This window comes from Paenibacillus sp. FSL L8-0502, from assembly GCF_038593055.1.
Lineage (GTDB): Bacteria > Bacillota > Bacilli > Paenibacillales > Paenibacillaceae > Paenibacillus > Paenibacillus polymyxa_D.
Map to the genome: position 1 here is coordinate 3,552,410 of NZ_CP151958.1, position 15,503 is coordinate 3,567,912.

Here is a 15,503-nt window from a genome sequence, read left to right on the forward strand (position 1 = left end):
ACCTCACTCTCCTATCTGACGGTTCGGTCCTGGCTGTTCCAGCGCAACCTCATATACTTTTTCTGCAATATCCGTGAACAAAATTCCATTTAAATGGTCGATTTCATGCTGAAAAGCACGAGAAAGCAATCCTGTCGCTGTAACGGTAATGGCCTTACCCTCGCGGTCCAGTCCCTTGACTGTAACTTTCTCGGCACGACGCACATCCCCGTTCAACCCTGGTATACTCAGGCAGCCTTCTGGACCCAATTCCTCCCCTTCTTCGGCCACGATTTCTGGGTTGATCATTTTAATCAAACCATGTTCATCTCCAGCATCTACAACGATGAGACGCTTCAAAATACCTACTTGCGGAGCAGCAAGACCTACACCCTCCGCTTCATACATCGTATCTGCCATATCGTCGAGCAGCTTTTGCACGTTAGGTGTAATTTTAGTAACTTCCTTTGCTACTTTGTGCAATACATCATCCGGCTCCAACACTATAATTCTAATTGACATGACAACAGAACACCTTCCTCTTTATCCTTTTTCCTTCGTTTAGGCTTAACTGTATTCATCACAAACGCGACTGCTACATTATCCTATGTACGGACGACTTGTCCGCATTAATTGTGCTAATAACTTTTGTGGCAACGCTCTACATAAGCATTTGTGGATCAACATCCAGACTAATCAGCAACTTTTGCGCCTGTGCGGATTCGGCCATTTCATCAGCTACTTGCTGAGCCAAACTAATCGCGTCGATATTTCCACGCCATTTTATCATACATTGAAATCGGTATCTATTCTTGATTCTCGAAATGGGAGAAGCTACTGGCCCCAAAATGTCGAGTACATCCGATGTAAGACGATCCATATTCCCGAACCAGCCTCGTTGTCTGGCCCGTCCCTGTAGTGTTGCTGAATAATTCTCTGCCAGCCGGACCAGCACCGGGAGTTGTTCATGAGAAAAGGTTACCAAAATAAGACGGCAATATGGTGGATAGTGCAAATTGCGGCGGTGTTTCAATTCTTCCCTCACAAAAGAAGCATAATCATGGCGACTTGCGTGAATCACCGAATAATGCTCTGGAGTATAGGATTGTACGAATACTTCCCCTGGCAATTGATGTCTCCCAGCACGTCCAGCTACTTGTGTTAACAGCTGAAATGTCTTTTCCGCAGCCCGAAAATCCGGTAAATTGAGAGCTGAATCCGCAGTAATGACACCAACCAGTGTCACATCGGGAAAGTCCAGGCCTTTGGCAACCATTTGAGTACCGAGCAGCACGTCCGCTTTTTTATCACGAAATTGCTTGAGGAGCTTTTCGTGGGCATTTTTTTCTGTCGTTGTATCAACATCCATTCGAACAACACGTATACCGGGGAATAGCTTCGCCAGCTCTTCTTCCACTCGCTGGGTACCTGTACCGAAATAGCGAATATGCTCACTACCGCATTCAGGGCAAGTCTGAGGCACAGGCTCGGAATAACCACAGTAATGACAACGTAAATTGTTCGACCGCTGATGATACGTAAGCGAAATATCACAATGCGGACAGCCCGCCACATAGCCACAGCTACGGCACATGACGAATGTGGAGTGTCCACGCCGATTCAACAGGAGCACCGTCTGCTCCTTACGCTCTAACCGCTCTGCAATCCCATTATGCAACGCACGGCTAAACATAGAGCGGTTGCCAGCACGCAGTTCCTCACGCATATCCATGATATGTACTTCGGGTAACGTGTTCCCCAATGCGCGAGTTGGCATTTCAAGTAGCAACGGCGCAAACTCGTCGTTGCTTTGTGAGCGAGCCGCATAGTAGCTTTCCAGCGACGGTGTAGCCGAGCCGAGAATAACGACAGCCCCATGCTGATGGGCTCTGCGAATGGCGACATCACGCGCATGGTATTTAGGTGTCTCTTCCTGCTTATAGGACGTTTCGTGCTCCTCATCCATAATAATAAGACCTAACTCACGAAAAGGCGCAAATACTGCCGAGCGAGCACCAATCGCCACTTTCACACGGCCTTCGCGTATTTTGCGCCACTCATCGTACCGTTCTCCTCCAGACAACCTACTGTGCATCACTGCTACCTGATCGCCAAACCGACCTTTAAAACGCTCAACCATTTGTGGGGTTAACGATATTTCAGGTACCAGCACAATGGCCTGCCGATTCTGCTCGATACAACGTTGAATCGTCTGTAGATAAATTTCCGTCTTACCGCTCCCCGTGACTCCATGCAACAAATAAGCTCCTTGCTCACGCGTGTCCAGCTGGCGAATAATCCGTTCATACACCGACTGCTGCTCTGCTGTGAGAGGGAGTGGCTCTGTAGGCTTGAAGTGTCTGCCCCGGTACGGGTCGCGGAACACTTCGACATCCTCCAGCAACACATAGCCCTTATCTTCCAGCGCCTTAACCGTTGCAGCAGACACACTCAATGAGGTCATGACTTCCTTGAGCGACAGAGGCAAAAACTCGCTACGTTCCAGCAAAAAAGCAAGTACCTCCCGCTGACGCTGTGCTTTGGCAGAAAATTGCTCCAGTACCGTTGATGCCTCGTCTATGCCGATAGCCAGATCAACGGATTTCATGGTCTTTTTGCCAAGCTTGTCTTTAATAACTTGACTTTCCTGAAGCACACCCCGGCGTAACAGTGATTTAATAACCTCCGCTTCCTCAGGGAAACGTCGACTGAGTTGCTGCAACGGGACTTGCTCCTTCTCCTGAATGAAGCTGACAATCCGACGCTCTGTCGGATCACTCATACCATCGTCGGTCAGAAGTGCCCATTCGAGCTCATCGCCCTGATTCGGTTGTATACTACGCTGTGGATGCGTTAACTCATGCTGTTCCGCAATTGAGATATAACGTTCTGCTTTGCCTTTGAGCGCGGTAGGAATCATCACTTGCAATGCCATAATTTGATTACAAGCATAACGTTCACTCATCCACTTGCCCAGTTCGACTAGGTCGGCAGATAAAGGTGGCACCAAATCCAGCAACTCCTGAATCGCTCTCATCCTGTATTTCGGTGGTTCCTCAGCTGGGACTACCGAGATGACGAAAGCCTGCACCGTCCGTTTGCCAAATGGCACAGCTACCCGACTACCCGGCTCAATCCAAGGTCTCATTGAATCCGGTATCAGATAATCGAAGGTGCGGTCCGTATCCTTGGCAGGTACATCGACAATGACCTTGGCAACTAAATTGCCCGTCTCCATTAATGCAGCACCCCACCCATGCGTCCCGCGGCTATAGTAAGCAACTTACGCGCAACTTCTTCCTTTGACTGTACAGGAATACGCTCAACGATCCCGCTTCGGTCATAAATTTGAACAGCATTCGTATCGACGCCAAAACCAGCACCATTCACAGTTACATCGTTTGCCGCGATCAAATCACAATTTTTACGTTCTAATTTATCTTTCGCATACGTCTCCAAATGTTCAGTTTCAGCTGCAAAGCCAATTAAAAATTGATGTTTCTTACTCCGTCCGAGTGATTCTAGAATATCGACGTTCTTCACTAACTCTAGCGTAAATACACTATCTTTTTTCTTGATCTTGGTCTGTGCTATCTCACGTGGTCGATAATCTGCAACTGCAGCAGCCATAACGACCATATCGCTCGTTTCCCATTGTTTTAATACAGCTGCGTACATGTCTTCAGCCGACTGGACTCTTTCAAGCATAATACCAGCAGGCGGTTCCGCACTGGTATTGGCAGCAATCAAGTGCACCTCTGCCCCCATCTTTTGAGCCACTTTTGCAATGGCGAAGCCCATTTTTCCAGATGAATCATTTGTGATATAACGCACTGGATCAATTCGCTCGATCGTGCCTCCAGCCGTTACAATGACTTTTTTACCTAAAAACACCGATTCATTCTCATTCACAGGTGACTCAGGCACTTGAGCCTCCACAGATTCGCCACCAAACCATCGGGATTCAGACTTAATGTTGTTTTTTTGTTCCTGGGCTTGCTGATCAAAAAAGTGCTCTATCGTTTGCACAATTGTGTCCGGCTCTTCCAAACGTCCTTTGCCAACGTAACCGCAAGCCAGTAATCCTTCACCAGGCTCAATCATCTTCACACCACGTGATACAAGCGTCTCCATATTTTGCATGACTGCCGGATGAGTGTACATATGTACATTCATCGCAGGTGCCACCATAATAGGCGCTGTTGTAGCCAACAACGTTGTAGACAACATATCATCAGCAAGGCCATGCGCCATTTTTCCAATAATATTCGCAGTTGCAGGTGCAACAAGCACCAAATCAGCCGCATCTGCCAGATGAATATGGGATACGACGGACGGCTCTCTTTCATCAAACGTATCACTGTACACCGGATTACGAGAGAGCGACTGCAGTGTAAGCTCGGTAATAAACTCCTTAGCAGAGGCTGTCATAATCACATGAACATCGGCGCCCTTTTGTGTCAACCTACTACATAACGCAGCCCCTTTGTAAGCAGCAATTCCACCGGTTATACCAAGAATAATAACTTTCCCCTTCAACATCGTTAACTCCCCCTGACCTAAAAAAATAACAACCTTGCGGTTGTCAAAGGAATTGGCATTGCGCCCGGTTATAATAGTTGTGTATAATTCTTACTCGTCTTCGCCGCTTTCAAGACGCAGATGATCCGCGTAAATCTCTTCCAACGCCACTCCAACCTGTTTGTGGGATTTAGGATTCTTGAGAGTCGTCTTTTCACCCTCGCGCAACTGTCTGGCACGACGTGAAGCCGCTACAACCAACGAATACTTACTATCTGCCTTTTTCATCATTTCATCAATGGAAGGATACAGCACGAATAGACACCTCTTCATGTAGTTTTGGGACTGTATAAGCTGAACTCCAGTGTACACCTTCAAGCTCAGCTTATACAGTATTATTTCTCTTTAGGTACGCTTGGCATATGTAAAGCCCTCGTTTAAGGATGAACCTTACAATGTTCGGCGATAATAATGGATTCTATTCGTTTACAAGCGAAATCAATCTCATCATTGACAACCGCATAATCATAGTGACGCAACAGATTCATTTCATCCACAGCTACCGACATACGGTGGTCTATGGTCGCTTGAGTTTCTGTGCCCCGTCCCCTGATTCTATCCTTTAATTCATCTAGCGAAGGCGGAAGCAGAAAAATGAATATGCCTTCTGGAAATTTTTCTTTAACCTTTAGCGCTCCCTGAACTTCAATCTCCAGAAAAATATCTTTTCCCTGCGCAAGCGTCTGATCTACAAAATCACGTGGAGTACCATAATAGTTCCCTACATACTCAGCATACTCCAGCATTTCATCTCGTTCAATCATACCCAAAAATTCTTCACGCGTTTTAAAAAAATAGGTCACTCCATCCTGTTCACCCGAACGAGGTGTTCGAGTTGTAGCAGAAACGGAGTACGTTATCTCTGGTAGCTTGTCACGCAATGCGTTGCCTACCGTCCCTTTACCGACACCCGAAGGTCCGGATATTACAAATAATAATCCCTTAGCCATAGTACACTCCATTTTTATTCGTCATTGTCATCATCTTTAGTGGATAGGCGATGAGCGACCGTCTCCGGCTGCACCGCAGACAGGATTACATGATCACTGTCTGTAATAATAACAGCCCGCGTCCGGCGGCCATAGGTAGCATCAATTAGCATATGACGGTCCCTGGCTTCCTGTATAATCCGCTTGATCGGAGCAGACTCCGGACTGACGATGGAGATAATTCGGTTGGCCGACACGATATTGCCGAAACCAATATTGATCAATTTGATTGCCATATTCAGGTCTTTCCCCCTATACATGTGACTCTTGCAGCCGTGCCGCTACCAGGTAGCTACTCAATATTTGCAGCCTGCTCACGAATTTTCTCGAGCTCTGCTTTCATCTCAACGACCAAATTAACCAAGTTGAGATGATTAGCCTTGGAGCCGATCGTGTTGACTTCTCTATTCATTTCCTGGATTAAAAAATCTAATTTGCGACCGGCCGGCTCGTCCGATAGCAGCAACCCCTTGCACTGCCCAAAGTGACTTTGAAGCCGGGTAAGTTCCTCATCAATATTGCTGCGATCCGCGAATAACGCAATCTCCATTCCGAACTTATGTTCATCAAGCGTAAATGAACCGTCCTGAAGCTCTTTAAGCCTGTGTTTCAGCCTGTTACGGTAGTCGCTCACAACATGAGGAGCCAGCACCGTCATTTCATGATGCAGGGATTCCAGACGTAAAATACGGGATTTCACATCTTGCGCCAAATGCCCGCCTTCTCGCCTTCTCATCTCCAGTAAACCTTGCAAAGCTTCATTCAAAGCTCGCTGTAGTTGCTCTTCCCAGTCCTCTTCGTCTCCATGGAAAGCCTCTCCAGGCTCACCCAGAACGTCAGGCAAAGCAAGAATATCGCTTATCCCTAACGTTCCTTTCACTCCATAACGATCCGCCAGCTGCTCCGCTGCATGCAGGTAAGCCTGCACCACAGTGTCATTTAACCGCGCGGCGGGCATCTGTTCTTCATCACGTTCCCTGTGGATAAAGACATCGATACGACCGCGTTTAATCTGCTGTTGAACCGTTCTTCTCAAGCCATCTTCGTAACGAGTCCATTCGCGCGGAATTCTCATCATCACTTCGCAATAGCGGTGATTTACCGATTTCAATTCCAAGCGCACTTTATAGCCCTCATAATGAAGGATAGCTTGACCGTATCCGGTCATACTCAATGACATCGGCATCACATCCATTATACTATTGTAATTGATTATTATAGTCGAAACAAGGGGGCCTGTGCGCGGCCTGATTTTTGCCATACGTAAGAAGTCAGTTCAGCTGTCATTTCATAGAACATAAATGGAGTCATAAAATAGATACCATTAAAATGTTCCATTGCCGTATTGAGTAGCTCCTTGGCAATAGACACACCCATTGTTCGTCCTTCCGGACCCTCAAGACCAGACATACGTGCACGCACCTCATCGGATAACTGAATGCCTGGTACTTCATTGTGCAAGTATTCTGCATTGCGCCCACTAGCCAGCGGCATAATACCGATAAAAATCGGTACTTCCAAATGTCGTGTCGCTTCCGCGATGGCTGCAATCAACTCGTGGTCGTATACGGGCTGAGTCATAACATAGTCGGCTCCGGAGGCAATTTTCTTCTCCAACCGCTGTACGGCTTTACCCAAATGCTTGACGTTAGGATTAAATGCGGCACCTACCACAAAATTAGCTTTCTGCTTCAGTGGCTTACCGGAAAATGCGACACCATCATTTAATTGCTTGATCATGCGTATGATTTCAAAAGAGGTCATATCATACACCGAACTGGCGCCTGGCAAATCACCGAACCGCGCCGGATCTCCAGTAACCGCCAGTACATGGTCAATACCGAGCGCGTCAAAACCCATCATGTGGGATTGAGTACCAATCAGATTGCGATCACGACATGCTATATGAATTAATGGACGCAAGCCTGTTTCAATACTGACCAAATGTCCAAGCGCCATGTTGCTCATGCGAGTGACTGCAAGCGAGTTGTCAGCCAGTGTAAGCGCGTCGGCCCCGGCTTTCTTCAACGCATGAGCACCTTGCATAAACCTCGTAATGTCCAGATCGCGCGGAGGATCCAGTTCTACAATGACCGTATGTCGTTCCTTTACAAGATCCACGATGTTGGGCTCACTGGTATGTCTGCCATTTCCTCGTTCCCTTTCATCTGCAATCTGCTCCGCCACTTGAAAGGACTCTTTCGACAAAGCTTCTTTTGAAGCAAGAGGAGGCGGTTGCAAACGGTTCAAGGCTTTGGATATAGCAGCAATATGATCCGGTGTAGTTCCGCAGCAACCACCGAGCAGCCTCGTTCCCAGGTCTACAAAGGTTTTGGCACATTCTCCAAAATATTCAGGTGATGCACCGTATACATAGTGACCGTCCACATAATCTGCTAGTCCCGCATTCGGATATACGGACAACGGTACAGACAAAGGGCCGTCCAGCTGCTCCATTACACTCATAATTCCCTGCGGACCCGAGTGACAGTTAAATCCAAGGATGTCTGCCCCCTCATTACGCAGCACCGAAAAAGCTTCCGCCACTAAAAAACCATCCTGAGTACGACCAACCTGATCGACCGCAAACTGACAAATCACCGGAATATCACTATATTTACGTACACTGTGAAGCGCTATGCGTATTTCATCCAGTGAATAAAACGTTTCGCACAAAATACCGTCGACTCCTTCGGAGAGAAGGGCATCAATTTGCTGTTCATAGTTTCTTGCCAGCTCCAGCTTTGATATGTTAAGCCGTTTGCCCCCACATATGGAACCCACTGCACCTACCACATAATGTTCAGGTCCGGCCGCATTTCTGGCAATTCTCACACCAGCACGATTGATCTCTTCTACCTTAGATTCCAGTCCAAACCGGGCTAACTTATAATCATTTGCAGAAAATGTATTAGTCTCCAGCAATCGAGCTCCTGCACTTAAATATTGACCATGCACGTCTGATATAACATCAGGCGAAGTGATGTTCAGTTCTTCGAAAGACGTATTTACTGGAAATCCTAGCTGATATAAAAAAGTCCCCATTGCGCCGTCTCCGACAATAATTTCACGATTCAGCACAGTACGCAAATCCGGTTTCATGTCCTCTGCTCCACCCCGCTCTTTATTTTCATACTAATGTAACATAAAGAGACTTCAAACATAAGCCAAAAACTAAAAAAGCCGCCCCACTCCCCGACAATATGATATCAGGAGTAGAGCGGCTTGATTCATCTTTTCTATTTCCTACTACATTTTCCCAACGGAAGAATGGAGAGAGTAAGCGTAAAAAGTCCCTTTTTTATTTACTTTAGCCACAATAGAATCCGTTCCCTTTTGCTGCTTGTAGAACGTATATTGATTCCCTTGAACTTTCACTTTATAGCCGGTCAAATTGATATTAAACAACATCTGAGCCTTGGGCTTGACTAGCTTCAAAGCTTCTGAGGCAGTATATTTCGGGCTTGCAAATGTTTTTTTGAAATCTGCGTCATCATTCCAATCCACCCCATAGGTGGATACGGCCAGCACTTTACCGGTTACCGCGCTAATTTTGACCTCACTGGCCTCGTTTGCATCCTCAAACGACCAATATGAAAGCCCCTTCGTTTCGTCCTTGTACCGTGAAGCGTGCTGCACCTTAATTGGCTGTCCACTCACACGCTTAAATGTGTTCATTGCACGGTTCAGTATCAGAGGGTCCACCCGCTTCAGCGCATAGTCCGCGTTGATGGTAATAGCGTTACCTCGATCCACATCCACATACAACGAGGAAGCCTGTTCACCTGCGCCCCAAAATACCCAGTAATTTGATGGCTTGTTGGACTGATAAGGGGATTTGACCCGCCAAAATGCTTCAAATTGCAAAGGACGCTTGCTGTCAAACGCTTTGGCGCTGTTTAGCACTTTCGTCTTGAGTGGCGCGTTCATCGCTTTTCCCAAGCTGCTTATTTTATATCGTATGGTTGTAGAATCTACTCTATTTTTTTCTTTATTATATTCTGTCTGTAACGTAGCAGTTCCATCTTCCAGTCCGCCCTCTACAATCCAAGTTTTCCCCATATCCGTCACATCGTCAAATTGAAATGCTGTCTTCGAGCCGATGAGTTCTTGCACCGCTTTTTCTAAACGGCTTACCACTGTCGGAGTTAGCGACCCAACCTGCTTATCCGTCGTTTCCGCGGCGGCCGGAATGGTCGCCGCCTGAACCGGAAGCGCGGTGGCTACAAATATGAGGACTGCAACTGCTGAAATCCAACGAAATTTCCGCACTATGAACGGCCTCCTTATTGTTTTTCATTTTCTATATTATACATCGTTCAGGCGCCAAAAAAAGACAGAATGTTGCTTTGTTCATCATATTCCTTGTATACAGGGGCATCTAAGTCCAAAAAAAGAAGACCTACTAAGGTCTTCTCAGATTGTCGAGAAAGTCTCGACAGCCTATTTTATGTTAATTTTGTTTAAGACGACACCGCGTTAATGTTGTATAATATAGGTAACTATTGTAGAACGGATGGTGTTGATATGCTACGCTCCAACCGCGAAAAACAACAATCCTACGAATTTGTTTCCATCGAAAATCTGGTTCCTCAAGATCACTTGCTCCGCAAAGTAGATAAGTATATCGATTTTTCGTTTATCGATGATAAAGTTCGACCACTGTATTGTGCAGACAACGGGCGTCCTGCCATTGATCCTACCGTATTGTTTAAAATGATCTTTCTCGGTTATTTCTATGGCATTCGCTCAGAACGGCAACTCGAGCGAGAAATTCAGACGAACCTAGCTTATCGTTGGTTTCTGGGGTTGGGCTTAACGGATAAAGTTCCGGACCATACGACGATTAGCTGGAATCGTCGCACTCGCTTTAAAGACACCACGATCTTTCAAGATATCTTCGATGAAATTGTGCTGCAGGCGATCTCTCACCGAATGGTGGGTGGGCGTGTTCTCGTCACCGATTCCACACACGTCAAAGCCAATGCTAACAGGCACCAGTACATCAAAGAACAAGTGTTGCAGAATACTAAAGACTATATGGACGAGCTGAACGAAGCGGTGAAGGATGACCGGAGAAACCACGGAAAAAAGCCTTAAAATCCCGAGAGGAAGTGAACGAAGAAAAAGAAATTAAAGTGAGCAAAACAGACCCGGACAGCGGCTATATGATCCGTGATGGCAAGCCCGAAGGCTTCTTCTATCTGGACCACCGCACGGTGGATATGAAGTACAATCTGATTACGGACGTGCATGTGACACCAGGGAATGTACATGATTCTGTCCCCTATTTGTCCCGTTTGGATCGCCAAAGAGAACGTTTTGGTTTTCAAGTAGAAGCTGTTGCACTAGATTCAGGTTATTTAACAACGCCGATTTGCCGAGGTTTGCAGAACCGAAAGATTTTTGCCGTGATTGCTCACCGAAGATTCCATCCCAGACAAGGACTGTTTCCGAAATGGAAGTTTGAATACGATGCCAAACGCAATGCGTATAGATGCCCAGCCCAACAGGAACTGCCCTACCGAACGACGGACCGTAAGGGATACCGGCAGTATGCCTCTGACCCAGCTCAGTGCCAGCATTGCCCACTGCTAAGTCAGTGTACCCAGTCTCGAAACCACCGCAAAGTGGTGACTCGGCATGTCTGGGAAGACAGCAAAGAGTGGGTACGGAGCAACCGGCTGAGCCCATCTGGTAAAAAGCTGTACCGCAAACGAAAAGAGACGATTGAGCGAAGCTTCGCGGATGCCAAAGAGCTCCATGGGTTTCGCTATTGCCGTTTGCGCGGTCTTCCAAACGTCAGGGAACAAGCCCTTATGACGGCAGCCGCGCAGAACATGAAGAAGATGGCGATCCACCTAGCTCGCCTGGAGAAACAGGGGTACCCCCCCTGCTTCTCCAGAGACCAGAGCATTATGATGTAAAAAAGAAACCCACGTCTCAAAATGACGGGGTTTCTCGACAATCTGAGAAGACCTACTAAGGTCTTCTTTTCACTCACTTCTATACGATTCATAAGTAGTTGCACGTTATCTTTATAGTCACATGATTCAGAACAGACGACCTTCGTACACGATCTCAGCCGGACCCGTCATATATATGTGATTATCTTCCTCGCTCCATTCGATATCCAGATCGCCGCCCTTCAGGCTTACAATGGCGTGGCGGTCGCTATATCCGTTTAGTACAGAAGCAACAAGCGTAGCACAGGCTCCGGTTCCACAAGCTAGCGTCGGCCCGGCTCCTCTCTCCCATACTCTCATATCTATATGCTTACGGCTACGTACCGTGGCGAACTCAACATTTGTTTTTTTAGGGAATAACGGATGGCATTCCAGCTTTGGCCCCCAGGCTTCCAGATCAAAGCTTGGCGCATCCTCCACATAAATGACACAGTGCGGATTCCCCATAGATACAGCCGTAAAGCGAAAACCACTTCCTCCAGCTTCAATGGGCTCATTAATTACGCTAGTCAGATCCAGAGTAGTCGGAATCTTCAAACCCTCAAGAATTGGCTCTCCCATATCTACCTTCACCATACGAACAAGTCCATTCTCTACAGTTAGTTCGACCTGCTGCACACCTGCACCCAGCGTCTCAATCGTGATCTGTTCACGGTTGATATGCTTACGGTCATATACGTATTTGGCAGCACAACGGATAGCATTACCGCATTGTTCGGCCTCTGAGCCGTCCGAGTTAATAATGCGCATGCAGAAATCCGCTTTTTCTGATGGCAATATATATACCAACCCATCGGCGCCAACACCAAAATGTCGATCACATAGCCGAACAGCTAATTCCGAGGCGTCAGACGGCAACTCCTGATGCCCAAACCAAACGATAAAATCATTACCTAGACCGTTCATTTTTGTGAATTCCATAGCTTACCTCCGCCGTTGCTGCTGATGTCATGTTCCTCATGAAGCTTTGATCCCATGATATCATACAGGGCAATAGTGGGAAAGCGATGCGATATGCATAACCCGATTTCTAGGATGAAAACTTCGTACGTCCCGCTGAAAAGTGTGTATTTCCGCCGCGACGACGGTTGCGTCGACCGCCCCACACACTTCCCGCTCCCATCAGAAACGTCGGAATCCCAGCTGCGACAATGGATAGCGCCCACTCACGCAAACCGAGCGGTACCGTTTTGAAAATAGGTTGCAGCATAGGCACGTACATAACCACTAGCATTAGTACTATTGAAGACAGCACGGCAAGCACAAGATAACTATTTTGAAACGGATTACGATGGAAAATAGAACGGGAACTGCGGCAATCAAACACATGAATTAACTGCGCCAGAACTAGCGTAGCAAAGGCAACGGACTGTGCTTTGATCAGTTGTCCTGCGTCATCCGGTGCAATACGTAATGTCAGCCAGAAGGCCGCTAGCGTACATAAACCAATCAACAAGCCACGACTAATGATTTTCCAGCCCAGTCGACGAGCAAAAATATTTTCCTTTGCGCCACGAGGTTTGTGCTCCATGAGATCCTTTTCTGGTTGGTCCACCCCCAGAGCCATCGCTGGTAGGCCATCTGTCACCAGATTCACCCATAAAATCTGGATCGGTAACAAAGGTAATGGCAGCCCGGCCATCATGGCAAAAAACATCGTCAAAATTTCACCCACATTGGAGGCGAGTAGATAACGGATAAATTTACGGATATTCTCGTAAATATTCCGTCCTTCCTCAATTGCGGCTACAATCGTAGAGAAATTATCATCACTCAGAACAAGCGCAGCCGCTTCTTTGGTCACGTCCGTTCCTGTAATACCCATTGCAATGCCGATGTCCGACGCCTTTATCGCTGGAGCGTCATTGACGCCATCTCCAGTCATGGCTACGACATGTCCGCGCCTTTGCAGTGACTTGACGATCCGTAGCTTGTGCTCCGGCGAAACCCGTGCATATACAGAGACGGTATCAACGGCTTTGTCCAGCGACGCATCATCCATCGCAGACAATTCCTGTCCTGTTAACACGTGGGATCCGCGCTGAAAAATGCCCAGCTGCTGTGCAATGGCCTCTGCAGTTGTACCGTGATCTCCGGTAATCATCACAGTGCGAATGCCAGCACGACGACACTTGCCAATGGCTTCGCGAACCTCGCGACGTGGCGGATCAATCATGCCTGTCAGCCCGATAAAGATCAGTTGTGCTTCAGCCTCCTCAACCGTGGAGACACGCTCATGCGAGCGGATATCACGGTAAGCGACACCAAGTACACGTAGCGCCTCCGAGGCCATTCCTTCGTTAGCTGCCAGTACCTTTTGGCGCAGCGTACCCGTTAACGGAACGACATTTCCTTCCCATAAAATGTAGGAGCACTGGCCCAGCAATACATCCGGTGCACCTTTGGCAAAGACAATGTGTCCTCCCTGGTGGCGTACGAGTACCGACATTCGCTTCCGATCCGAGTCAAAAGGAAATTCTCGCTCCCTTGTGTATAGCTCATATAGCCCTTGTCGCGTGACTCCGCCCTTGGCAGCTAACGTGACCAGCGCTCCTTCCGTCGGATCACCCTTTAGCTCCCAAACGGAGGACGGCGTCGGCTCTTTGGTTTTCTTTTTCGAACGTAGCTCCTCTGTATCGGCTTGAACAATTTCCGCATTGTTGCAAAGCACACTGGCTTGCAGCAGTCTACGCAGAGATTGTCCGTTTTTAAGATCGGCAGGAAGGTCTCTATCCATAATATGCCCGTGAGGGTCATAGCCCTCTCCCGTAACTCCCCAGAAGCGGCCGTCCAGCCATAGCTTGGTAACCGTCATTTTATTTTGGGTCAGGGTACCCGTTTTGTCGGAACAAATGACAGATGCACAGCCGAGCGTTTCAACAGAAGGCAGCTTACGCACAATCGCCTTTCGTTTAATCATACGCTGCACACCCAATGCGAGCGCAATCGTCACAATAGCTGGCAACCCTTCCGGTATAGCCGCCACAGCCAAGCTCACTCCGGCCAAGAACATGCTCATGGCTGGCTGTCCATGTAAAATGCCTGCTACGACAACGAGCACCGTTAGCGCCAACGCTACGATAATCAAAATTTTGCCCAATTGCTCCAATCTGTGCTGCAACGGTGTCTCCTGCGACTCCGTATTTTCTATCAAGTCTGCGATCTTACCCATTTCGGTACTCATACCTGTACGTATAACTATTCCTTGTGCGGTTCCTCTAGTCATCATCGTGCCCATAAAACCGATGTTTTTTTGATCCCCAAGTGGTACCTCGGCGGCATGAATAGGGCGGCAATGCTTACTCACCGGAACCGATTCACCTGTCAGGGCGGACTCCTCTACATCACAGCCGTTCGTACTCAACCACCTTACATCTGCGGGAATGCGATCACCACTTTCCAGCAGCACAATATCACCCGGTACCAGTTCTCTGGCTTGAACTTGAATTCGTTTTCCGCCCCGCAACACTTTGGCCGTCGGAGCCGATAGTTGTCTCAAAGCTCGCAATGAACGCTCAGCTCTGAATTCCTGTACAAAGCCAAGAATTCCATTCAGTACAACAATAGCAATAATGGTAATCGCGTCCAAATACTCGCCAAGCAGGCCGGATATCAGGGTCGCTCCCATCAATACAAGCATCATAAAATCCTTGAACTGGTTGAGCAGCAGCAAGATCGCCGAAACTCGCTTCCCCTCGCTCAGCTCATTCCATCCTGACCTTTCTCTTCGTTCCGCAAGCTGTTCCTCCGAAAGACCCTGCTTCGGGTCGACTTCCAGACTTGTTGAAAGCTGTTCATTGCTTAATTGGTGCCAGTGTGCTTGTTCCATTCTCCCCAATTCCCTCCCGGTCAGATAGTCCGCTTCCGTCGGTTGTGCGTAGGATGGCTGCCCGTTATTATATTTTTGTGCCGCGATTGCTGATAAGCTGGACAGACTTTCTAGATTCAATCTATTCGGACAGGATCTGAAATATCACAAAGCCGCTTA

At 47.7% G+C, this 15,503-nt stretch carries 12 protein-coding genes; 1 reads left to right on the top strand and 11 read right to left on the bottom strand.

The annotated features are described in order from the left end of the window. Nucleotides 1-3: 3 nt before the first annotated feature. The 9 genes from def to NSQ57_RS15380 all read right to left on the bottom strand — a co-directional run bounded on the left by def (nucleotide 4) and on the right by NSQ57_RS15380 (nucleotide 9,821). Entirely contained in the window at nucleotides 4-501 is a 498-nt protein-coding gene (gene def / locus NSQ57_RS15340; protein ID WP_013310890.1) for a peptide deformylase, read from the bottom strand. A 139-nt stretch (nucleotides 502-640) separates the two neighbouring features. Then, nucleotides 641-3,217, bottom strand: coding sequence for a primosomal protein N' (gene priA / locus NSQ57_RS15345; protein ID WP_029517200.1), 2,577 nt, complete (start codon nucleotides 3,215-3,217; stop codon nucleotides 641-643). After that, nucleotides 3,217-4,521: a bifunctional phosphopantothenoylcysteine decarboxylase/phosphopantothenate--cysteine ligase CoaBC gene (gene coaBC, locus NSQ57_RS15350; RefSeq protein WP_341070972.1), complete on the bottom strand. Its 1,305-nt coding sequence runs from the start codon at nucleotides 4,519-4,521 to the stop codon at nucleotides 3,217-3,219. The genes priA and coaBC overlap by 1 nt, the downstream gene beginning before the upstream one ends. Before the next feature lie 90 nt (nucleotides 4,522-4,611). Then, on the bottom strand, nucleotides 4,612-4,815 hold the full coding sequence (gene rpoZ / locus NSQ57_RS15355; protein ID WP_013310893.1) for a DNA-directed RNA polymerase subunit omega: 204 nt from the start codon (nucleotides 4,813-4,815) through the stop codon (nucleotides 4,612-4,614). Between the two features lie 122 nt (nucleotides 4,816-4,937). Then, nucleotides 4,938-5,510, bottom strand: coding sequence for a guanylate kinase (gene gmk / locus NSQ57_RS15360; protein WP_013310894.1), 573 nt, complete (start codon nucleotides 5,508-5,510; stop codon nucleotides 4,938-4,940). A gap of 14 nt (nucleotides 5,511-5,524) precedes the next feature. Further along, nucleotides 5,525-5,785: a DUF370 domain-containing protein gene (locus NSQ57_RS15365; RefSeq protein WP_005548256.1), complete on the bottom strand. Its 261-nt coding sequence runs from the start codon at nucleotides 5,783-5,785 to the stop codon at nucleotides 5,525-5,527. A gap of 56 nt (nucleotides 5,786-5,841) precedes the next feature. Further along, entirely contained in the window at nucleotides 5,842-6,729 is an 888-nt protein-coding gene (locus tag NSQ57_RS15370; RefSeq protein WP_029517198.1) for a YicC/YloC family endoribonuclease, read from the bottom strand. Nucleotides 6,730-6,764: 35 nt separating this feature from the next. Further along, complete coding sequence (locus NSQ57_RS15375; protein WP_341070973.1) at nucleotides 6,765-8,651, bottom strand: bifunctional homocysteine S-methyltransferase/methylenetetrahydrofolate reductase; 1,887 nt, start codon at nucleotides 8,649-8,651, stop codon at nucleotides 6,765-6,767. 147 nt (nucleotides 8,652-8,798) lie between these two features. After that, entirely contained in the window at nucleotides 8,799-9,821 is a 1,023-nt protein-coding gene (locus NSQ57_RS15380; RefSeq protein ID WP_029517196.1) for a hypothetical protein, read from the bottom strand. 255 nt (nucleotides 9,822-10,076) lie between these two features. Between NSQ57_RS15380 and NSQ57_RS15385 the strand changes: the two genes are divergently transcribed. Further along, nucleotides 10,077-11,476, top strand: a protein-coding gene (locus NSQ57_RS15385) for an IS1182 family transposase (protein WP_342424997.1) whose coding sequence is annotated in 2 segments (ribosomal slippage) — nucleotides 10,077-10,644 and nucleotides 10,644-11,476 — 1,401 coding nt in all. Because the reading frame shifts where the segments join, the coding sequence is not laid out codon by codon here. A 126-nt stretch (nucleotides 11,477-11,602) separates the two neighbouring features. Here the strand turns inward: NSQ57_RS15385 and dapF are convergent. Next, complete coding sequence (dapF, locus tag NSQ57_RS15390; protein ID WP_029517632.1) at nucleotides 11,603-12,436, bottom strand: diaminopimelate epimerase; 834 nt, start codon at nucleotides 12,434-12,436, stop codon at nucleotides 11,603-11,605. A 109-nt stretch (nucleotides 12,437-12,545) separates the two neighbouring features. Next, nucleotides 12,546-15,344: a calcium-translocating P-type ATPase, SERCA-type gene (locus NSQ57_RS15395; protein ID WP_029517633.1), complete on the bottom strand. Its 2,799-nt coding sequence runs from the start codon at nucleotides 15,342-15,344 to the stop codon at nucleotides 12,546-12,548. Between the last annotated feature and the right edge of the window lie 159 nt (nucleotides 15,345-15,503).